Origin of the sequence: Bradyrhizobium sp. AZCC 1678, from assembly GCF_036924765.1 — a bacterium.
Taxonomy (GTDB): domain Bacteria; phylum Pseudomonadota; class Alphaproteobacteria; order Rhizobiales; family Xanthobacteraceae; genus Bradyrhizobium; species Bradyrhizobium algeriense.
On sequence record NZ_JAZHSE010000001.1, the window covers coordinates 6697180 to 6718554 of the forward strand.

General features: G+C 64.3%; 21 protein-coding genes. 11 read left to right on the plus strand and 10 right to left on the minus strand.

What is annotated here, in order from left to right:
• Positions 1–31: 31 nt before the first annotated feature.
• From V1294_RS32150 to petA, 4 genes are all read right to left on the minus strand, one after another.
• On the minus strand, positions 32–931 hold the full coding sequence (locus V1294_RS32150; protein WP_334502860.1) for an NAD-dependent epimerase/dehydratase family protein: 900 nt from the start codon (positions 929–931) through the stop codon (positions 32–34).
• Between the two features lie 137 nt (positions 932–1068).
• The gene (locus V1294_RS32155) at positions 1069–1743 is read right to left on the minus strand and encodes a dienelactone hydrolase family protein (RefSeq protein ID WP_334502862.1); all 675 of its coding nucleotides are present in this window, start codon (positions 1741–1743) and stop codon (positions 1069–1071) included.
• Between the two features lie 254 nt (positions 1744–1997).
• Positions 1998–4070 carry a cytochrome c1 gene (locus V1294_RS32160; protein ID WP_334484395.1) on the minus strand — a complete coding sequence of 691 codons (2073 nt, stop codon included), beginning with the start codon at positions 4068–4070 and terminating at the stop codon, positions 1998–2000.
• Positions 4071–4135: 65 nt separating this feature from the next.
• Positions 4136–4666 carry a ubiquinol-cytochrome c reductase iron-sulfur subunit gene (gene petA, locus V1294_RS32165; protein WP_334484397.1) on the minus strand — a complete coding sequence of 177 codons (531 nt, stop codon included), beginning with the start codon at positions 4664–4666 and terminating at the stop codon, positions 4136–4138.
• 281 nt (positions 4667–4947) lie between these two features.
• On the opposite strand from petA, the gene V1294_RS32170 reads away from it, so the two are divergent.
• The 6 genes from V1294_RS32170 to V1294_RS32195 all read left to right on the plus strand — a co-directional run bounded on the left by V1294_RS32170 (position 4948) and on the right by V1294_RS32195 (position 8697).
• A complete protein-coding gene (locus V1294_RS32170; protein ID WP_334502864.1) occupies positions 4948–5430 on the plus strand; it encodes a tRNA (cytidine(34)-2'-O)-methyltransferase in 483 nt (160 codons plus the stop codon).
• The gene (gene queE, locus V1294_RS32175) at positions 5430–6062 is read left to right on the plus strand and encodes a 7-carboxy-7-deazaguanine synthase (protein WP_334502865.1); all 633 of its coding nucleotides are present in this window, start codon (positions 5430–5432) and stop codon (positions 6060–6062) included. Before V1294_RS32170 ends, queE begins: the two co-directional genes overlap by 1 nt.
• A gap of 34 nt (positions 6063–6096) precedes the next feature.
• Complete coding sequence (locus V1294_RS32180; protein WP_334489901.1) at positions 6097–6462, plus strand: 6-carboxytetrahydropterin synthase; 366 nt, start codon at positions 6097–6099, stop codon at positions 6460–6462.
• A 141-nt stretch (positions 6463–6603) separates the two neighbouring features.
• Positions 6604–7491, plus strand: coding sequence for an oxygen-dependent coproporphyrinogen oxidase (gene hemF, locus V1294_RS32185; protein ID WP_334502867.1), 888 nt, complete (start codon positions 6604–6606; stop codon positions 7489–7491).
• 54 nt (positions 7492–7545) lie between these two features.
• Positions 7546–7824 (plus strand): YodC family protein, encoded by a 279-nt coding sequence (locus V1294_RS32190; RefSeq protein ID WP_442895399.1) that lies wholly within the window; start codon positions 7546–7548, stop codon positions 7822–7824.
• Positions 7825–7968: 144 nt separating this feature from the next.
• A complete protein-coding gene (locus V1294_RS32195; protein ID WP_334484406.1) occupies positions 7969–8697 on the plus strand; it encodes an HAD family hydrolase in 729 nt (242 codons plus the stop codon).
• Between the two features lie 6 nt (positions 8698–8703).
• Here the strand turns inward: V1294_RS32195 and V1294_RS32200 are convergent, their stop codons facing one another.
• From V1294_RS32200 to V1294_RS32220, 5 genes are read right to left on the minus strand one after another with little or no spacing between them, the layout of a single operon-like run.
• Entirely contained in the window at positions 8704–9465 is a 762-nt protein-coding gene (locus tag V1294_RS32200; protein WP_334502869.1) for a TSUP family transporter, read from the minus strand.
• Positions 9462–10721 (minus strand): CCA tRNA nucleotidyltransferase, encoded by a 1260-nt coding sequence (locus tag V1294_RS32205; protein ID WP_334502871.1) that lies wholly within the window; start codon positions 10719–10721, stop codon positions 9462–9464. The genes V1294_RS32200 and V1294_RS32205 overlap by 4 nt, the downstream gene beginning before the upstream one ends.
• Entirely contained in the window at positions 10718–10981 is a 264-nt protein-coding gene (locus V1294_RS32210) for a DUF6111 family protein (protein ID WP_334502874.1), read from the minus strand. The genes V1294_RS32205 and V1294_RS32210 overlap by 4 nt, the downstream gene beginning before the upstream one ends.
• Positions 10978–11628 carry a CoA pyrophosphatase gene (locus V1294_RS32215; RefSeq protein ID WP_442895470.1) on the minus strand — a complete coding sequence of 217 codons (651 nt, stop codon included), beginning with the start codon at positions 11626–11628 and terminating at the stop codon, positions 10978–10980. Before V1294_RS32215 ends, V1294_RS32210 begins: the two co-directional genes overlap by 4 nt.
• Positions 11629–11648: 20 nt before the next feature.
• A complete protein-coding gene (locus V1294_RS32220; protein ID WP_334484416.1) occupies positions 11649–12260 on the minus strand; it encodes a DUF1285 domain-containing protein in 612 nt (203 codons plus the stop codon).
• Between the two features lie 259 nt (positions 12261–12519).
• Here V1294_RS32220 and V1294_RS32225 point away from each other — a divergent pair, with 259 nt between their 5' ends.
• The 4 genes from V1294_RS32225 to V1294_RS32240 are packed head-to-tail and all read left to right on the plus strand — an operon-like array spanning position 12520 to position 19342.
• The gene (locus tag V1294_RS32225) at positions 12520–13521 is read left to right on the plus strand and encodes an AAA family ATPase (RefSeq protein ID WP_334502878.1); all 1002 of its coding nucleotides are present in this window, start codon (positions 12520–12522) and stop codon (positions 13519–13521) included.
• Complete coding sequence (locus V1294_RS32230; protein WP_334502880.1) at positions 13521–14465, plus strand: DUF58 domain-containing protein; 945 nt, start codon at positions 13521–13523, stop codon at positions 14463–14465. The genes V1294_RS32225 and V1294_RS32230 overlap by 1 nt, the downstream gene beginning before the upstream one ends.
• A complete protein-coding gene (locus V1294_RS32235) occupies positions 14465–17275 on the plus strand; it encodes a DUF4159 domain-containing protein (protein WP_334504910.1) in 2811 nt (936 codons plus the stop codon). Before V1294_RS32230 ends, V1294_RS32235 begins: the two co-directional genes overlap by 1 nt.
• Before the next feature lie 3 nt (positions 17276–17278).
• The gene (locus tag V1294_RS32240) at positions 17279–19342 is read left to right on the plus strand and encodes a hypothetical protein (protein WP_334502881.1); all 2064 of its coding nucleotides are present in this window, start codon (positions 17279–17281) and stop codon (positions 19340–19342) included.
• A gap of 37 nt (positions 19343–19379) precedes the next feature.
• Here V1294_RS32240 and zigA read toward each other — a convergent pair whose 3' ends face one another.
• A complete protein-coding gene (zigA, locus tag V1294_RS32245) occupies positions 19380–20588 on the minus strand; it encodes a zinc metallochaperone GTPase ZigA (RefSeq protein ID WP_334502883.1) in 1209 nt (402 codons plus the stop codon).
• A gap of 315 nt (positions 20589–20903) precedes the next feature.
• Between zigA and V1294_RS32250 the strand changes: the two genes are divergently transcribed.
• On the plus strand, positions 20904–21365 hold the full coding sequence (locus V1294_RS32250) for a DUF2946 family protein (protein ID WP_334502885.1): 462 nt from the start codon (positions 20904–20906) through the stop codon (positions 21363–21365).
• Positions 21366–21375 lie beyond the last annotated feature (10 nt).

Sequence of the window (21375 nt, forward strand, 5' to 3'; positions counted from 1 at the left end):
GCCTGATCGCGCCGAAGCAGCCTATACGCACCTACTCCCGGTAACACCCCTGCTCGATCTCTTCGATCAATCCGCGCGCCTTCGGCTGCCAGCCGAGCTGGCGCGCGTGCTTGGCCCGCACGCGGCTGTTGGAGGCCATCGTATCCTCCGTCGTGCCCTCGCCCCATTCGGCGGCGGCTTCCGCCATCGACATCGCCGTGGGCGGTCCGGCAAAACCCAGCATGCGGTTGATCGCCTCGCAGGCTTCGCGCATCGAATTCTCGCCGTTCTCGGCGAAATAGAACGCGCCCGCCGGCGCCTTATCGATCGCAAGCGCGTAGAGCGTTACGAGATCGTCGATATGCACGTTCGACCAGATGTTCTCGCCAGGGCCGGCGTGCGCCGCGTTGCCGCGCTTTTTGGCCAGCCTGATCAGCAGCGGCACCTGCACGCTGTCAGGTCCGGCGCCAAGGCCAACGCCGTAGATCAGGCTCGGGCAGATGATGACCGGTCGGCAGTCTTTGTCGCGGTGCGAGAGGATGAACTCGTTCAGCGCGACCCGCGCCACGCGCGCAGGCGATGGTGCGATCGGCGCGTCTTCGTCGAAAATCGCATCCGACCGCTCGCCCCTGGCGCGCGTGCCGACGATGCTCGATCCCGATGTATGTATGAATGGCTTGCCGCTTCCGGCGAGCGCGCCAAGCAGGCTCTCGACCGCGCCCCTGTGATCGGCGCTCGCCGCATTGACGACGATGTCGGCGGCTCGCGCAGCTTGCGCAAGAGCTTCTGCGTCATCAAGCGTTCCCAGCACTGGCTGGATGCCCCGCGCGCGAACCGCTTCGGCCTTTTCAGGCGAGCGAACCAATCCGGTCACGTGATGTCCGGCGGCAATGAGATGCGCCGCAACCGATCCGCCGATATAGCCCGATGCGCCCGTGCAGAAGATTTTCATTCACCGCCTCCGCCGTCATTGCCTGCGACAAACGCAAAGCGTTTGCGCAAGGGAGCGAAGCGACGAAGCAATCCATGTCGCCGCGCTCACGATGGATTGCTTCGCTTCGCTCGCAATGACGAGGAAGCACGACAGGTTTACCCCAAATGCTTCCTGAAAAACTCCGTCGCCCTGCCCCAGGCCAGTTCCGCGGCCTGCCGGTCATGCACCGACTGCCGCTGCTCGTTGACGAAGGCGTGTTCGGCGTCATAGCGGAACAGCTCGAGCGACTTGCCGGCGGCCTTCATGCCCTGCTCGAAGGCATCGACCACCTGCGGCGTGCACCAGTCGTCCTTGTTGGCGAAATGGGCCTGCAGCGGGATCTTCACGTCCGCGGGCTTTGCGGCCTGCTCCGGCGGAATGCCGTAGAACACCACGCCGGCCGCCAGCTCCGGAATTTTGGTGGCGCCGATGATGGTCACCGCGCCGCCGAGGCAGAAGCCGGTCAACCCGACCTTGGCGCCGTTGCGCGACAGATATTGCGCGGCGCCCCGCACGGTCTGCGTGGTGGCGTCCATGAAATCCAGCGAGTTCATCTCTTTGCCGGCCGCATCCGTGTCGTGATACGGAACCACCGTGCCCTTGTAGAGATCGGGCGCCAGCGCATCGAAGCCCGCTACCGCGAAGCGGTCGCACAGGCCTTTGATCTGGTCCTGCAGGCCCCACCATTCCTGGATCACGACCACGCCCGGCGCATTGCCGCGCGCGGCATTGGCGAGATAGCCACTGGCATCCTTGCCGTCCGGCCGCTTGAAAGTGATGCTGGTACCCATGGGTTCCTCCGCGCTGATTTCTGGATGATTGACCGGCATTTTGTCCGCAGTGCGTTCCGGAAGCAATCGCCCGACCCGTGCGTCTAGAGCATTATCGGTTCTGATTGAATCAGAACCGAAGCTCTAGATTCTTGTTTTGACGCGTTTTCTTCACGCGAACCGGTACCCGCTTCTCTCGAAAACGCTATGGGTCAGGTCAGGGCAATAAAAAAGCCCCCGCAGGGGCTTTTCCGAAATTCGCGATGACGAGCTGATCAGTGGGCGTTGGCCCAGACCTTCTTCTTGGTGAAGTACAGCAGCACGGTGAGCAGGATCAGGAACACGAACACCTGCAGGCCGAGCGCCTTGCGCGCCTCCATGTGCGGCTCCGCGGCCCACATCAGGAACGTGGTGACATCCTTCGAGTATTGGGCAACCGTTGCCGGCGAGCCATCGTCAAAGGTGACCTGGCCGTCGTTCAGCGGCTTCGGCATCTTGATGGCGTGGCCGGGGAAATATTTGTTGTAGTAGGAGCCTTCGGGCAGCGTGACGCCGGCCGGCGGCTTGTCCTCATAGCCCTGCAGCAGCGCAGCCACATAGTCCGGGCCCTGCTCCTGATACTGGGTGAAGAAGTCGATCAGGAACATCGGGAAGCCACGGCCGTAGGAACGCGCCTTGGTGATCAGCGACAGGTCGGGCGGAAAGGCGCCGCCGTTGGCTGCACGCGCCGCCTGCTCGTTCGGGAACGGCGACGGGAAATAATCGGCAGGCCGGCCCGGCCGTTCGAACATATCGCCCTGATCGTTGGGGCCGTCCTTGACCTTGTATTCGGAGGCGAACGCCTGGGCCTGGGCCACCGAATAACCGGGACCGCCGGATTCGGCGAGGTTTCGGAATGCGACAAAGGACAGGCCGTGGCAGGACGAACAGACTTCCTTGTAGACCTTCAGGCCGCGCTGCAATGCGCCGCGATCGAACTTGCCGACGGGGCCGGCGAACGACCAGTTCTGCGCTGGCGGCTTGGTACTACCTTCGGCAGCGCGGGCGCTCTCGGCACCGCCCAACAGCAAGCCGCCGGCGACCATCAGGGCAATCACGCTCGACACCATCGACGCAGCCTTGCCGCCCGACTTCGCGAGCACGTCGTCGGCGATCGAGTTAGGCACCGGACGTGGCTTCTCGATCCGGGAGAGCAGTGGCAACAGGATCAGGAAGTAGGCGAAGTAGGCGATGGTCAGGATACGGCCCACGATGACGTAGATGCCTTCCGGCGGCTGGGCGCCGAGATAGCCAAGCCCGATGCAGACCACGACGAACATCCAGAAGAACTGCTTGGCCAGCGGGCGGTACTTCGACGAACGCGTTTTCGCGCTGTCGAGCCAGGGCAGGAACGCCAGGATGATGATCGCACCGAACATTGCAATGACGCCGGCGAGCTTGTTCGGAATCGAGCGCAAGATGGCGTAGAACGGCAGATAGTACCATTCCGGCACGATATGCGCAGGCGTTACAGCGGGATTGGCCGGAATGTAGTTCTCGGCGTCGCCGAGATAGTTCGGCATGTAGAAGATGAACCATGCGAAGAACAGCATGAAGCAGGAGACGCCGAACGCATCCTTGATCGTCGCGTAAGGCGTGAAAGGCACCGTGTCCTTTTCAGTCTTCGCCTCGACGCCGGCCGGATTGTTCTGGCCCGCAACATGCAGCGCCCAGATGTGCAGGACGACGACGCCGGCGATCACGAACGGCAGCAGGTAATGCAGCGAGAAGAAGCGGTTCAGCGTCGGATTGCCGACGGCATAGCCGCCCCACAGCAGCGTCACGATGCTCTCGCCGAAATAGGGCACGGCCGAGAACAAATTGGTGATGACGGTGGCGCCCCAGAAGCTCATCTGGCCCCACGGCAGCACGTAGCCCATGAAGCCGGTCGCCATCATCAGCAGATAGATGATGACGCCGAGGATCCACAGCACCTCGCGCGGCTCCTTGTACGACCCGTAATAGAGGCCGCGGAACATGTGGATGTAGACCGCGAAGAAGAACATCGAGGCGCCGCTGGCGTGGATGTTGCGCAGCAGCCAGCCGTAGTTGACGTCGCGGACGATCAGCTCGACCGATTTGAACGCGAGGTCGGCATGCGGCGTGTAGTGCATCGCCAGGATCACGCCGGTCAGGATCTGCACGCCCAGCATCATCGATAGGATGGCGCCGAAGGTCCACCAGTAGTTCAGGTTACGCGGCGTCGGATACGCCACGAACGAGGAGTGCATGAGTCCCATGATCGGGAGGCGCCGTTCGATCCACTTCAAGGCGGGATTGGTCGGCTGGAAATCGGATGGTCCGCTCATTGATGCGATCCTGAGGAAGTAAAACGACGCGACGGATTAAGGGTCTCGGACTGGCGCCCGAGCCCTTAGCCGATCTGGATTTTGGTGTCGGAAACGAATGTGTAGGGCGGCACGGCCAGGTTGCTCGGCGCGGGTCCCTGCCGGATGCGGCCCGAGGTGTCGTACACCGAACCATGGCAGGGGCAGAAGAAGCCGTCGTAAGCGCCCTCATGGGCAATCGGGATGCAGCCGAGATGCGTGCAGATGCCGACCACGACCAGCCACTGGTCATGCCCCGGCTTGACTCTAGCCTCATCGCTCTGCGGATCGGGCAGGCTCGCAACCGGCACCTTGCGGGCCTCATCGATCTGCTTCTTGGTCCGGTGGCTGATGTAGATCGGCTTGCCGCGCCAGAACACCTTGATGTCCTGTCCCTCGGCGATCGGGGTCAGATCGACCTCAATCGGCGCACCGGCCGCGATCGTCGAGGCGTCCGGGTTCATCTGGGAAACCAGCGGCCAGACCGTGGCAGCCGCGCCTACGGCGGCGACGGCTCCCGTTGCAACAAAAAGGAAATCACGGCGTGTCGGATGGTCCGCCGAAGACGCTGTCGTCACGATTCCAAGCCCTTTCTTATCTGCAGCCAGCGGAACCGCCCCGGGGGCGCCAAAAGCGCGACCCGAAAGAGGCTGCCGGCGCCCGCGGCCCCCGCGGCGGCAGAAAAACCGCCTTTCCTCCCCCAATCCTGGCGGAACAAGCAGTCCAGAATCGTTCTATTGGCACCCTTGCCGTGAGAGCGCAAGCCCGCTATCGGCTCGCAAGCGTGCAATGCACTAAATCCGCGCCCGGCCGTGATTTATTCAATACATTCCACCCACGCTTCCGAAGCCTCGACACCATGCACATCGCGCTTTTCCAGCCTGACATCCCCCAGAACACGGGAACGATTCTGCGCCTGTGTGCGTGCCTGGGCGCGGCTGCCCACATCATCGAGCCGGCCGGATTTCCGATCTCGGACCGGCATTTCCGCCGGGCGGGAATGGACTACCTCGATCACGTCGCCCTCACCCGCCATGACTCATGGCAAAAATTCGAGCAATGGCGTAACGAAGCGGGTTTCCGGCTGGTGCTGTTTACAACCAAGGGGGCCGGTTCCTATCTGGATTTCAGCTACCGGCAGGACGATGTTTTGCTGTTCGGGCGGGAATCGGCAGGGGTACCCGACGAAGTCGCCCCCGCTGCCGATGCGCGGCTGGTGATCCCGATCAGGCCGGACTTGCGCTCGCTCAATGTGGCCATGGCGGCGGCCATGGCATTGGGCGAGGCGCTGCGGCAGACGGGTTCCGCGATGACGGGCGAGATGCAGTCCGAGGAGAGATAGTGAGTTACGCGGTCAAAGAGATATTCCTGACCTTGCAGGGCGAAGGCGCGCATGCCGGCCGCGCGGCGGTGTTTTGCCGTTTTTCCGGCTGCAACCTCTGGAGCGGCCGCGAACAGGACCGCGCCGGCGCCACCTGCAAGTTCTGCGATACTGAATTTGTCGGCACCGACGGCACGCTGGGCGGCCGCTACGCCACCGCGGACGAACTCGCCGACATCATCGCCGGGCAATGGACCGGCGAGAATACCAACCGCTATGTGGTCCTGACCGGCGGCGAGCCGCTGCTGCAGGTAGATACCCCCTTCATCGATGCGCTGCATGCGCGCGGCTTCGCCATCGGAATCGAGACCAACGGGACGATCGAACCGCCCGACGGGATGGACTGGGTCTGCGTCAGCCCGAAGGCCGGCGCAGGGCTCGTGGTGCGCCGCGGCCACGAATTGAAGCTGGTCTATCCGCAGACCGGCGCCGCGCCGGAAGATTTTGCAGGGCTCGATTTCGAACGTTTTTCGCTGCAGCCGATGGACGGACCCGACGTGATCGAAAACACCGCGCGCACGGTCGACTACTGCCTGCGCCATCCGCAATGGCGGCTCAGCCTGCAGACGCACAAGACCCTTGGTATCAGATAAGCACTTGGCATCAGATAGGAACCAGATTTTCAAGATGTGGGAACTGACCAAATCATTTCGCTTCGAAGCCGCGCATTCGCTGAAGGGGACGACCTTCGGCGCGGCCAGCGAGGAAATTCACGGCCACTCGTTTCGCGCCGAGGTGAGCGTGCGCGGCACGCCCGATCCGCAAACCGGCATGGTGCTGGATCTCGGCCTGCTCGAACGCAGCATGGAAGAGGTCCGCAAGACCCTCGACCACAAGCTTCTGAACAAGGTCGAGGCGCTTGGGACGCCAACGCTGGAAAACATTTCGCGCTACATCTTCGAACGCCTCCAGCACGCCGGCAAGATCACCCGCGTCAGCGTTCACCGCGACAGTTGCAACGAGAGCTGCACGTACTTTGGACCACAGGGCTAGAAATGCATCTTACCGTCATTGCCTGCGACAAACGCGAAGCGTTTGCGCAAGGGAGCGAAGCGACGAAGCAATCCATTCTTTCTGTGGCACGATGGATTGCTTCGCTACGCTCGCAATGACGGCAATATATGGATCGACCGCATGGACATGTCGCTGATCGAGCATCGCAAGACGCGCGCGAGAGCCTGGTTCGAAGCCTTGCGCAACGACATCTGCGCGGCCTTTGAGCGGCTGGAAGACGACGCCCCGGCCGAGCTCTATCCCGGCGACGCCGGACGCTTCGAGCGCACGCCCTGGAACCGCACCGACCACACCGGCACGCCGGGCGGCGGCGGCGTGATGTCGATCATGCGCGGGCGGCTGTTCGAGAAGGTCGGCGTGCACTGTTCCACCGTGCACGGCGAGTTCGCGCCCGAATTCCGGGCGCAGATTCCGGGCGCGGCCGACGATCCCAGGTTCTGGGCATCGGGCATTTCGCTGATTGCGCATCTGCGCAATCCGAACGTGCCGGCGGTGCACATGAACACCCGCTTCGTCGTCACCACCAAGGCGTGGTTCGGCGGCGGCGCTGACTTGACGCCGGTGCTGGACCGGCGGCGCACCCAGGAGGACCCGGACACGCTGGCCTTCCACCAGGCAATGAAGGAAGCCTGCAGCGGACCGAACGGCGTCGCCGACTACGACAAATACAAAAAATGGTGCGACGAATATTTCTATCTGCCGCATCGCAAGGAAGCGCGCGGCATCGGCGGTATTTTCTACGACTGGCACGACTCGGGCGATTGGGACGCCGACCTCGCCTTTACCCAGGACGTCGGCCGCGCCTTCCTGAAAATTTATCCAGAGCTCGTCCGCCGCAATTTCGCCCTCCCCTGGAACGCCGCCGACCGCGAGGAGCAGTTGATCCGGCGCGGACGCTATGTCGAGTTCAACCTGCTCTACGACCGCGGCACAATTTTTGGGCTGAAGACCGGCGGCAACGTGGATTCCATTCTCTCGTCGATGCCGCCGGAGGTAAAGTGGCCATGATTTGACTGTCATGATCGGCTTGTCATGACCGATCGCTAGAATGCGAATCGCGTCATGCATTTCAAGGAGCAGATCATGGATTTGAAACCAGGCGACGTCGTCATTCTGAAGTCCGGCGGCCATCCGCTTAGCGTGGTGGAAGTCAACGAGGGTAATGTTGCGTGTGTGTGGATGGGTAATGAAGGCGATCTCTTTCGCGAGACGCTGCCACTAGCCGTCCTTGAACTCGCCGAGCACGACACCTCGGATGACGACGATGAAGAAGAGGAAGACGACGAAGAAGACGATGAGGACGAAGACGAAGACGACAAGCACGCCAGCAAAGTCGCCTGAGGGAATTTCGACGTCGCCCGGCATCCACAGCCCGGCGACGTCGTTTCCTGGAATTGGACCCCGTGCGGAGGATCTGATATTCGCGGCAAGTCGACCGCCGCTTCCCGCGATCGACAGCGCTGGAAGCGAAATGGCCGTGAAACGATGACCCACCTGCCCCGTGCCATGCTGATCGACATGGACGACACCATCCTGTCGGCCTATGGCCGCCCGGAAATCGCCTGGCACAATGTCGCCGCGGAATTCGCCGCCGAGTTCGGGCCGTTGACCTCGCAACAGGTTGCCACCGCCGTCCTGGATTCCGCGCGCAAATTCTGGGCGGTCGCCGGCGCCGAATGGCGGCTGAAGCTGGATGAGGCGCGGCGTATAACCGTCACACGCGGATTTGCCGCCCTTGCCGCCGGCGGCCATACGCTGCCCGAGGATCTTGCGGTACGGCTCGCCGACCGCTTCACCGCCTACCGCGAAGAGGAAATGTTCGTGTTCCCCGGCGCGCACGACGCCATCGACGAATTGAAGGTGCGCGGCGTCAAGCTGGCGCTGGTGACCAACGGTGCCGCCGGCACCCAGCGCGCCAAGGTCGAACGCTTTGCGCTGTCGCACCGTTTCGATCACATCCAGATCGAGGGCGAGCACGGTTTCGGCAAGCCGGACGAGCGCGCCTATCTGCATGCCATGCAGACGCTGGGCGTCACCGCATCCGAGACCTGGATGATCGGCGACAATCTGGAATGGGAAGTCGTGGCGCCGCAGCGGCTCGGCATCTACGCGATCTGGATCGACGTGCATGGCGACGGCCTGCCCACGGACTCCACCGTGAAGCCCGATCGCATCATCCGCTCACTGACGGAACTGCTGCCGCGTGAGCGCTGATAGAGATCAGTGCCGCAGCGCCGCTGTGATCATGATGATGCCGCCGACCATCACGGCGGCGTCGAGGATCGCGGTGTGGATATGCACCGGCATGCGCTCCACGAAGGCCTTTGCGAGGAACGCGCCGGGAATAGCGATGGCGCCGATCAGGAGGGCAAAGGCCAGCACCTGCGCGGTGACGACGCCGGCCAGGCCGAATACCGAAATCTTGATGAGGCCGGTCACGACCGAGATCACGGCGTCGGTGGCAATCACCGCCGCGCCCTCGAGCCCCGACGCCATCAACAGCGACAGCAGAATCACGCCGGAGCCTGACGTGCCCCCGACCAGCACGCCATACCCCACCGCGCTCGCACCGAGGCCGGTATCGCCAATCCTGATATCGCGCTTCTTGGCCAACCGGCGCAGCGGCACGCTCAGCATCAGCATGCTGCCGATCACCAGCGCCGCGCCGGTGCTGGTGAGCCGCGTATAGCCGTAGGCGCCGAGCGCGGTAGTCAGCGCGGCGGCTCCGATCACGATCAGCGCGCGCCGCCGGTCGGCGTAACGGAAATAGGCCACGAAGCGGCTTATATTGGTGATGATCGCCGATATCGCGATGATCGGCACCACCGGCTCGGCGCCGACCATCGGCACCAGCACCAGTGGCATCAATGCGCCAGTGCCGTAACCGGCAAGACCGCCGATGATGGACGCAAACAACGCCATGCCGCCAACCAGCACGAGTTGGCCGAGCGAAATGTCGGCGAAGCCGGCGAGAATACTCACAGCCGGTGATCGCGGGTGAAACGGGCGGCGGTCTGGTCGGCGATCGCGGCCAGCGCGGATGCATCCAGCGGAAAATCCGCGGCCAGCCAGGCGTCTTCCGCAAGCGTCAGCACGTGACCAAGCGCGGGGCCCTCGGCAATGCCGCGCGCGATGAAATCGGCCGCCTTCAGCGGAAATTTCGGCGCGCTCCAGCGTTGCGGCAAGGTTGCTAGCTCGTGCCAGCGCGCAGCACCATTGCCGATGCCGCCTGCGCGCGCCCATGCCAGCATCACCCGGTCGCGATAGGGATCCTCGCCCAGCCGATAAAGAAGCTGCCGCGCCCGCGCGCCGTTCTTGGCGGCGAACCGCCACCAGCGATGGCCCATCGAGTCCAGCGCCTTGTTTTCCGCGTTGGAAAGCCGAAGCCGCGCCGAGACGCGCCTGGCGTCCTCGGTGACGGCCACCGTGAGCGCGGCGAGCCGGCGCACGGCGTTCGGCGGCAGCCCCAGCGCGCGTTCGGCCGCGATCATCGCGGCGAACGTCCCGATGTAGGTAATGCCGCCGAATATCGGCAGCAGCAGGCCGGCATCCGCCATCGCCTGCACCGCGACCACGGCGCCTTCCGCGATCAACAGCTTCAACATCTCCATGCGGACGCGCTCGGCGGAAAGGCTTGCAAGCCCCGCGCGCCCATCGATACAGGCGAGATATCCGGCACGGTCGGGCTCGCCCGCCCCATAGGCGGCATGCATGCGGAAGAAGCGCAGGATGCGCAGATAATCCTCGGCGATGCGCTGGCTGGCATCGCCGATGAAGCGCACGCGTTTGGCTTCGATGTCGGCCAGCCCGTCGACATGGTCATGCACGATGCCGCCGGCATCGACGGAAAGCCCGTTGATGGTGAAGTCGCGCCGCTCCGCATCGCGAACCCAGTCGCGCCCGAACGCAACCCTGGCCTTGCGGCCAAAGGTCTCGGTATCCTCGCGCAAGGTCGTAACCTCGAACGGATGCGATTCGACGACCAACGTAACCGTGCCGTGGTCGATGCCCGTCGGCACGCATTTGATGCCGGCCGCCTTGGCGCGCCGGGCGACCTCGTCGGGCAGAGCGGTGGTCGCAATGTCGATGTCGCCCAGAGGAATTTTCAGCAGCGCATTGCGCACGGCGCCGCCGATCACGCGGGCTTCCTCGCCATCGCCGTTGAGTAATGCAAGCACGCGCGCGGCCGGACCGGATCTGAGCCACGGCGCGTCCGACAGCACGCGGGCCTCGATCATTTCTCGACTCCGGGAACCAGCTTGCCGTCTTCGAGATGCGCAGGAACGTAGGTCGAGTCCGGCGGCGCGCCGGAGAATTGCGCGAGAAAGACGAAACTGATCACGACCAGCAGCAGCGATCCCAGCACCAGTTTGGCGACAAGATGCGCCGGCCACGAGGACGACACCAACACTCCGGAACGGGTGGCAATCAGAAACAGCGCATAGGCCGCAAACGGGATCAGGAAAATCGCGACCTCGGTCAGAACCGGACGGATCATGCGAGATAAATCCGCTCATATAGCACGCGCAGAATTCCTGCGGTCGCGCCCCAGATGTAACGCTCGGCGAACGGCATGGCGTAATAGGAGCGCTCCATGCCGCGGAATTCCTTGGAATGGATCTGATGGTTCTCGGGATTCATCAGGAACGCCAGCGGCACCTCGAAGGCGTCAATCACCTCGCCTTCGTTGATCGTCAGCTTGAAGCCGGGCTTCACCCGCGCCACTGTCGGCAGGATGCGAAACCCGAACGCGGTTCCATAGAGGTCGAGATAGCCGATCGGCTCGATGAAGTCGCGCTTGAGGCCGACTTCCTCCTCCGCCTCGCGAAGTGCGGCGTCGAGCGGGGAAGCATCGGTGGCGTCGATCTTGCCGCCGGGAAAGGAAATCTGGCCGGCGTGGCTGGACAGATGCGGCGAGCGCTGCGTCAGCAACACAGTCGGCTCGTGATGATCGACCACCGGGATCAGCACCGCCGCCGGCCGTACCGGCTGCTCGCGCGCCACGATCTCGAGCATGCGGTCGTTGCCCGCGTCGCCGGTTTTCGGAACGATATCGGGATCGACCAGGCCGGGCGGCACGTCGAAGCTCAACCGCGCCTGGCTCCGCGTGAAAAACTCCGCCGAGCTGATCGGAGCCGCTTCCATCTTTTTCAGTATCGGCTCGTTCAAACCGCGTCCCTCACCTGCTTCGCGTCCGCCATCGTAAAGAACTCGCCGCCGGACTCGATGCCGAACATCGGCTGACCATCGACCACCCGCTCTTCCCCCATGTCAACCAGATCGTAATAGAGCGCGCGGGTCACCTTCGCCCACAGATCGGCGCGGACGTGAAGGTAGGGCGTCAGCCCACCGTCGGCGGCCATCTCGAATCGCAGGCGGTGTCCGGAATCGCATGGCACCCAGTCGTCGACATTGGTGCGAAAGCGCAATAGACGGCCGCGATCATCAGCCTCCTTTTGCATCTCCACCGCGAGGAAAGGCGCGTCGTCGACTCGAATGCCGACCTTCTCGACCGGGGTCACGAGAAAGTGCTTGCCGTCCTCGCGCTTGAGTATGGTCGAGAATAGCCGCACCAACGCCGGCCGTCCGATCGGCGTCCCCATGTAGAACCACGTACCGTCACCGGCGATTCGCATGTCGAGATCGCCGCAGAACGGCGGATTCCACAGATGCACCGGAGGAAGCCCCTTGCTGGCCGGGGTGGCGTTGGCGGCTTCCCTCGCAGCGACAGTAAGTCCTTCGAGGCCCTGAGTGCCGGTTTGCCCTTGCTTTGCCATTGTTTGCCCTGAGTCTCGGCGCCTCATCTGGCACGATTGGTGCACGTATACCGAGATATGTGTTCCCGACGATTAGTGTCCGTACTATTGCGGATGGGTCGCCATATCGTGATGCCGTTCATACCCCGAAATACCGATAATGTGGGGATACTTTAATTCAGCGAATACATGGCCTTTGCACAGGTTTAGCATGAGGTTCGTGGCATGACGACGCAACCAGCGGTGTCATGAAGCGGTTATACGGTCGAAGGAGACAGACATGGCGAATGCAGACGGTGTCGAGAAACTCGAGGACGCGATCGTCCGGTCGGCGGAGCAGGTCGCCGGCCAGATTCGCGCCGCGAAGGAAGCGATCTCCACCGTCATCTTCGGCCAGGACCGGGTGATTGAAAACACCCTGGTGACAATCCTGTCCGGCGGCCATGCGCTCCTGATCGGCGTTCCCGGCCTCGCCAAGACCAAGCTGGTCGAAACGCTGGGCATCACGCTCGGGCTGGACGCCAAGCGCATCCAGTTCACACCGGACCTGATGCCCTCGGATATTCTGGGCGCCGAAGTGCTGGACGAGAGCAACTCCGGCAAGCGGTCGTTCCGCTTCATCTCCGGACCGGTGTTCGCGCAGCTCCTGATGGCCGACGAAATCAACCGCGCCAGCCCGCGTACGCAATCGGCGCTGCTGCAAGCCATGCAGGAACAGCACATCACCGTTGCAGGCGCGCGGCATGACCTCCCAAAACCGTTCCACGTGCTCGCCACGCAAAACCCGCTGGAGCAGGAAGGCACCTATCCGCTGCCCGAGGCGCAGCTCGACCGCTTCCTGATGGAGATCGACGTCGATTATCCCGACCGCGATGCCGAACGCCGTATCCTGTTCGAAACGACGGGCGCGGATGCGACGCTCGCCAAGGCCTCGATGGACGCGGAAATCCTGATCGCGGCACAGCGGCTGGTGCGCCGCCTGCCGGTCGGCGACAGCGTCGTCGAGGCGATTCTGTCGCTGGTGCGCTCCGCGCGCCCGAGTTCCGAAGACGGCGGCGACAAGCTGATTGCCTGGGGACCGGGTCCGCGCGCCAGCCAGTCGCTGATGCTGGCGGTTCGCGCCCGCGCGCTGCTCGACGGCCGCCTCGCGCCCTCGATCGACGACGTGCTCGATCTCGCCGAACCCATTCTCAAGCACCGCATGGCGCTGACATTCTCGGCGCGCGCGGAAGGCCGCACCATTCCCGACGTAATCAGACAATTGAAGACGCGGATCGGTTGATGGCCGCAGAGACCAGCCACGAGACCAGGGAGCTTTTAGCAATCCGACGTGCCGATGGCGAAAGCCGAACGCTCGCCGCTTCGCTCCCCCGACTCGTGCTCGAAGCCCGGCGTATCGCCGCCAACGTCATCCATGGCCTGCACGGCAGGCGCCGCGCCGGCGCCGGCGAGAGCTTTTGGCAATACCGCCGCTTCGTCTCCGGCGAGCCGTCGCAGAATGTCGACTGGCGGCGCTCGGCGCGTGACGATCACCTCTATGTCCGCGAGCAGGAGTGGGAGGCTGCGCATACGGTGTGGCTGTGGCCCGACCGTTCGCCGTCGATGGCGTTTGCTTCCAAGGGTGCGCGCGACAGCAAGCTGGAACGCGGGCTGATCGTTACATTCGCGCTTGCTGAACTCCTGGTTTCGGGCGGAGAGCGCGTCGGCATTCCCGGCCTGATGAACCCGACCGCAAGCCGCAACGTGATCGACAAGATGGCGCAGGCGATGCTGCACGACGATGCGGTGCGCGCGAGCCTGCCGCCGTCCTTTGTCCCGTCGGCGCTGGCCGAAATTGTCGTGCTGTCCGATTTGTGGTCGCCGATGAGCGAGATCAGGGTGATGCTCGCAGGGCTTTCGGCCTCCGGCGCCCATGGCTCGCTGATCCAGGTCGTCGATCCCGCCGAAGAAACCTTTCCCTATGCCGGCCGGGTCGAATTCGTCGAGCCGGAAGGATTTGGCGTCATCACCGCCGGCCGCGCCGAGAGCTGGGCCAGCGACTATGTCGCGCGTGTCGCACTGCATCGCGACGAGATCCGCAGCGAAACCAACCGGCTCGACTGGTTGTTCTCGACCCACACCACGAGCCGTTCCGCCGCCGAACTCCTGCTGTTCCTGCATTCGGGCATGATGGCAGCCAAGGGAAGCGTGCGCGGCTCGACCGTCAAGGCGGGGCGTAGCGCATGATCGCGGCCCTCCCCCTAACCTTTGCGCAACCGCTGCTGCTGCTGGGCTTGTTGAGCCTGCCGGTGTTGTGGTGGCTGCTGCGCGTCATGCCGCCACGGCCGCGGCGGATCGAGTTTCCGCCGACGCGGCTGTTGTTCGACATCAGGCCCAGGGAAGAAACCCCGTCGCGGACGCCGTGGTGGCTGACCTTGCTGCGGCTTGCCGCCGCCGCACTGGTCATCCTTGCCGCCGCAGGCCCGATCTGGAATCCGCAAACCGGCGTTGGCAGCAGCAATGCGCCCTTGGTGATCCTGCTCGACGACGGCTGGAGCGCGGCGGCGAGCTGGGACACCCGGGTCAAGGCCGCTGACGAACTGATCGCCAACGCCGACAATGACCGCCGCGGCGTTGCACTGGTTCCGCTTTCCGAGACCGCGCGCGACATCACGCTGATGCCGGCCGGCACCGCGCGGGTCGCGCTGCGTCAGATTGCGCCAAAACCCTATTCGGTCGACCGCGTCGACACGCTTGGCGCGCTCGACCGCTTCCTGAAGGCGACCGGTGATGCCGAGATCGCGTGGCTGTCCGACGGCGTCGACACCGGGCGCGGCGCCGAATTCGTCGAAAATCTCGGCAAGACCATCGGCGATCGCAAGCTGACGGTGTTCGAAGGCGGCGCGGCCCCGGCGCAGGCATTGGTCGCCGCCGAAAACGCCGCGGCGAAGATGACGGTCAAGGTGCTGCGCACCACCGGCGGCGTCGCAGCCGGTGTGGTTCGCGCGATCGACGCCAAGGGCTCGCCGATCGGCGAGGCGCGCTACGCGTTCGGCATGCAGGATCGCGAGAGCGAAGCGGCGTTCGATCTGCCGGTCGAACTGCGCAACGACATTTCGCGGCTGGAAATATCGGGCGAACGATCGGCCGGCGCGGTGCAACTGCTCGACAAGCGTTGGCGCCGGCGCGCCGTCGGCGTCGTTACCGGCGCGACCAGCGACACCGCCCAGCCGCTATTGGCGTCGACCTTCTATCTGACCCGCGCATTGTCGCCATTCGCCGACATACGGCTGGGTGATCGCGGCGCGGCGCAACAGGTGATCGCGCAGTTCCTCGATCAGCGCCTACCGATGATCGTGCTCGCCGATGTCGGCACGCTGTCGCCGGAAATCCGCGAGCGGCTGAACACATGGATCGATCAGGGCGGCGTGCTGGTGCGTTTCGCAGGCCCTCGCCTGGCGCAGGCCGATGACGATCTGGTGCCGGTGAAACTGCGTCGCGGCGGCCGCATTCTCGGCGGCAGCCTGACCTGGGAAAAGCCGCAGCATCTGGCTTCCTTCGCCGCCGACGGTCCGTTCGCGGGCCTCGCCGTGCCCAAGGACATCACCGTGAACCGGCAGGTGCTGGCCGAGCCGGACGCGGTGCTCGCCACCAAGACCTGGGCGTCGCTGGAAGACGGCACGCCGCTGGTGACCGGCGAGCATCGCGGCAAGGGCGTTATCAGCCTGTTCCATGTCGGCGCCGACTCGCGCTGGTCGGACCTGCCGATGTCCGGCAGCTTCGTCGAGATGCTGCGGCGGATGGTCGACATGTCCGGCTACACTTCTAAGCCCGGCGCGGGCGTTGCGAGCGAGGCGACTAATGTCGAGACCGTGGCGCCGCTGCGCACCCTCGACGGCTTCGGCGCATTCGGGCCGCCGCCCTCGACCGCCAAGCCGATGCCGGCGGATTATCGCGACCGCGCTACGTCAGATCATCCGCCGGGCTTCTACGGCCCGGCCGATGGCCCGATCGCGGTCAACACGCTGGCCCCGGCCGATCGCATCGCGCTGCTCGATACATCTTCCCTGCGCGCGCAACGCGCCAGCTACACCAACGCCGAACCGCGCGATCTGCGCGGCATTCTGCTGTCGTCGTCGCTGGTGCTGTTCCTGATCGACGCGATCGTGGTCGCGATGCTGGGTGCGGGCCTGGCCGCCTTGTGGCGGCGGCGCACGGCGGCTGCCGCCGTTCTGCTGGCCCTGATCCTGTCCGCAACCTCGATCGCACCTTCGCCGACGCGCGCCCAAAGCAGCGACGAATTCGCCATCAAGTCGGTGTCGCAGACGCGCCTTGCCTATGTCGTCACGGGAAATGCCGACGTCGATTCCATCGTCAAGGCCGGCATGGCCGGACTGACGCTGTTCCTGGCGCAGCGCACGGCGCTGGAGGCCGGCGATCCCGTCGGCGTCGATCCCGCGCGCGACGAACTGGCGTTCTTTCCGCTGATCTACTGGCCGATCGTGCCGGGTGCGCCGAAGCCGCCGCAGGATGCCATCAACCGCATCGACGCCTACATGAAACAGGGCGGCACGGTGCTGTTCGACACCCGCGACGCCGTCGAGGCGCCGCCCGGCGAAAACGGCGCGGCGCAGACGCCGGGCATGCGTACCTTGCGCGAAATTCTCTCCTCCCTCGACGTGCCCGAACTGGAGCCGGTGCCGCGCGAGCACGTGCTGACCAAGACGTTCTACCTGCTGCGCGACTTCCCCGGCCGCTTCAACACGGGCCAGACCTGGGTCGAGACCCTGCCGCGCGAGGAAGACGACGATGCAGCCTCGCGCCCGGCGCGCGGCGGCGACGGCGTCTCGCCCATCATCATCACCTCGAACGATCTTGCCGGCGCCTGGGCGCACCGCCCGGATGGGCAGCCGATGCTGCCGCTGACGCCGGGCGAGCCGCGCCAGCGCGAATTCGCGTTCCGCTCCGGCGTCAACATCGTGATGTACACCCTGACCGGCAACTACAAGGCCGATCAGGTCCACGCGCCGGCTCTGATCGAGCGGTTGGGGCAATAGGCCATGAGTTACGGCATCGCGTTCACCCCCCTCGTTCCGTCCATCGTGCTGTGGATCGCGCTGGCCGCGATCGTCGCGATCTCGGTGCTATTGCTGCTCGGGCGCTCGCGCGGTGCCGCCGTGCGCGTCGCGGCGCTGGCGCTGATCCTGCTGGCGCTCGCCAATCCCTCCTTCACCCGCGAAGACCGCGAGCCTCTGTCGTCTGTCGCTGCCGTCGTGATCGACAAGAGCCCGAGTCAGAACTTTGGCACCCGCAACCAGGAGACCGCCAAGGCGCAGGAGGCGCTGGTCGATACGCTGAAGAAGATCAAGGGGCTGGAAGTGCGCGTCGTCGAGGCCGGACAGGCCGACGGCGAAACCGACGGAACCAAACTGTTCGGCGCGCTGTCATCGGCGCTGTCGGACGTTCCCGTCGACCGCGTCGCCGGCGCGTTTTTGATCACGGATGGCCGGGTGCACGACATTCCGGCCAACGCCGCGGCCCTCGGCTTCCAGGCGCCGGTGCACGCGCTCGTCACCGGACGCAAGGACGAGCGCGATCGCCGTGTCGCGATTTCGGCCGCGCCGCGGTTCGGCATCGTCGGACAGCCCCAGACCATCACCTACCGGCTCGACGACCAGGGCGTCACCGGCCAGCGCGCCAGGGTCGTGGTGCGCCGCGACGGCGAAGTAATCAGCGAGCGCACGCTCCTGAGCGGCCAGACCTCCAATGTCGAGGTCGACATCAAGCATGCCGGGTCGAACATCGTCGAGATCGAAGCCTCGCCGCTCGAGAACGAGCTGACGCTGGTCAATAACCGCGCCGTGGTCGCGATCGAAGGCGTGCGCGACAAGCTCCGCGTGCTGCTGGTATCAGGCGAGCCGCATTCCGGCGAACGCACCTGGCGCAATCTGCTGAAGTCGGACGCCAGCATCGACCTCGTGCATTTCACGATTCTGCGCCCGCCGGAGAAGCAGGACGGCACGCCGATCAACGAATTGTCGCTGATCGCGTTTCCGACGCGCGAATTGTTCCAGCAGAAGATCAACGAATTCCAGTTGATCATCTTCGACCGCTACGCCCGCCAGGGCGTGCTGCCGATCGCCTATTTCGACAATATCGCGCGCTATGTCCGCGCCGGCGGCGCGGTGCTGGTGTCGGCCGGCCCCGACTATGCCTCCACCACCAGCATCTGGCGCACGCCCCTGGATACGGTGTTGCCGGCAGAGCCGGTCGGCGTCACTGAAAAACCGTTCTATGCGCATCTGAGCGACGCCGGTAAGCGCCATCCGGTGACGCGCGGCCTCGAAGGCTCCGCCAGCGAGCCGCCGCGCTGGAGCCGATTCTTCCGCACCGTGGATACCCGCAACGCGATCGGCGCGCCCGTGATGACCGGCGCCGACGGCAAGCCGCTGCTCCTGCTGTCGCGCTTCGGCGAAGGCCGCGTCGCGCTTCTATTGTCAGACCACATCTGGCTGTGGGCGCGCGGCTATGAAGGCGGCGGGCCGCATCTGGATCTGCTGCGGCGGACGTCGCACTGGCTGATGAAGCAGCCTGATCTGGACGAAGAGGCGCTGCGCCTGCAGATCCAGGGCAAGGACCTCGTGGTGCTGCGCCAGACCATGGCCGACAACGTGCCGCCGGTGACCGTGACGTCACCGAGCGGCGCCACCAAGGAACTCACGCTGACCGCGAGCGAGCCCGGCACCTGGCGCTCCGCCCTCCCCGCCAACGAACTCGGGCTGTGGCAGGCAACGGATGGCGCGCTGAAAGCCCTGATCAATGTCGGACCGACCAACCCGAAGGAATTTTCCGAAGTCACCTCCACGACCGAGATGCTGAAACCGCTGGCGCAGGCGACCGGCGGCGACGCCCGCCGCGTGGCCGACGGCACCAGCGTCGACCTGCCCCGCGTGGTGCCGGTGCGCGCCTCCGGCATCTTCCACGGCGACGGCTGGATGGGCGTGAAGATGCGCGACGCCAGCGTCGTCAAGGGCGTCGGCGTGCTGCCGATGTTCGCAGGGCTGGTCGGGCTGCTGCTGCTGCTCGGCGCATTCGCGGCGACATGGGTGCGCGAGGGGCGTTGAGCTCAACGTCGATAATTCAGTCTTATTGCGGGGAACCTTATGCTGCCTCGTCGGCGCGCAGCCATTTGGGGAACGGATCGGCCAACCCAGCCCATTCCCCGATGTGCATTCCCGGTTTACCCGTGACAAGACACGCATCGAGGCGCGCCTTGATAGCCTCCTCGTCCATGTCGGTGCCGATGAAAACGATCTCCTGTCGGCGATCGCCATAGACTTCGTTCCAGTTCTTCTTGAGCGATTTCCGCCAGAATGGATCGTCGGGCCATCGGTCAGCGGGCACATTGGCCCACCAAAACCCGAGGCCTTCGGTGCGGACGATCGCACCTGCCTGACTTAACTCACCGAGCCATTGTGGACGCGTCGCGATCCAGAAATGTCCCTTCGCCCGGATGACTCCGGTCCAGCTTTCGCGCAGGAACAGATGGAATTTCGTGGGCTCGAATGGTCGGCGCGCGCGGTAGACGAAGCTGCTGACGCCGTACTGCTCGGTCTCCGGTGTGTGATCGCTGAAGCCATACAATTCCTTGAACCAGAGCGGATGTTGTTGCGCCCGCGCGAAATCGAAGCGACCCGTATTGAGGATGCGCTCGAAGGGAGCCTTGGCGAAATCAGTCTCCACGATATCGGCGGCCGGGTTGAGCGCGCGGATGATTTTGCGCGCCGCGTCCAATTGGCCGGCGGACGCATCATTGATCTTGTTTAGCACAATGACATCGGCGAATTCGATCTGCTCCACCAGCAGGTCCACCATCGTTCGCTTGTCATCGACACCGAGCGATTCGCCGCGATCTCTGATGAAATCGGTCGAGGCATAGTCCCGCAACAAGTTGACGGCATCGACCACCGTCACCATGGTGTCGAGCACTGCCACGTCGGAAAGACTGTCGCCCTCTTCGGTTCGGAAATCGAACGTCGCGGCAACCGGAAGCGGCTCCGAAATGCCCGTCGATTCAATCAGAAGATAGTCGTATTTGCCGCCCTCAGCGAGCATTCGGACTTCCTTCAACAGATCGTCACGCAGCGTGCAGCAAATGCACCCATTCGTCATCTCGACCAGTTTTTCATCCGTCCGGGAAAGATTCGCACCGCCATCGCGCACCAGGTCGGCATCGATATTCACCTCGCTCATGTCGTTCACAATCACCGCCACCTTCAGGCCCTGGCGATTGTTGAGGACGTGATTCAGCAAAGTTGTCTTTCCAGCCCCTAGGAAGCCGGACAAGACGGTGACGGGGAGTTTTCGCATGGAGATCAAACAACCTGTGCAGTGCGCGGAATCCCGAACGAGAGCGGGGAAGCATCGCGGGGCTCCGAACTTATGTAATGTTATAACATAACATCTTGAATGGCCAACCTTGTCAATCGGGAAAAATCTCTCGCGAGAATACTCTTGTCATGCTGAAGGCTCGGGGCCTGCGTCCGTTGCAGTAATCACACAGCGTTTGGGGATTCGTCCGAGCGCACTTGCACCGCGTTGACATCGCGATGCCTCTCCCGTGTTATAATATTACATTGGGACGGCCGAGAGACTTGGTCGCCCCGGGGCAAGGCGTGCGTCATTGTGAAATGGTTTCGAACCAACGTCAGAATTGGCGCGCGGCTGGCGCTGTTCGCGCTCGCGACCCAGTTTGCGCTGTCGTTCGGGCATTGCCACGGGGCCGCCGCCGCGCAGAACGTCCAGATCGGTCTCTCGGATGCCGGTCTTACCTACGCCGCGGACCACACCGCGCTTGATGCGGCCAGCGACACGGTTCAGCAGCAGCCCTCCAATCACGATAACGACCGGCACCCGGCCGACGCCTGCGCAATCTGCGCCGTCGTTTCGCTTGCCAACAATTTCCTGTTCGCCACGCCACCGCTGCTGGAGCTGCCGCAGGCAGTCAAGCTTCTGCACCTGACCACCGGCGCCGAGTTCGCGCATCTCGGCTCGCTTCATCCCGCATTCCGGTCCCGCGCGCCTCCCGTCTCCCGACCTCGATTGATTGATACACTCCCCAAAGGGATCGCCGCGCCACGCGGCTGATCCACCGAGG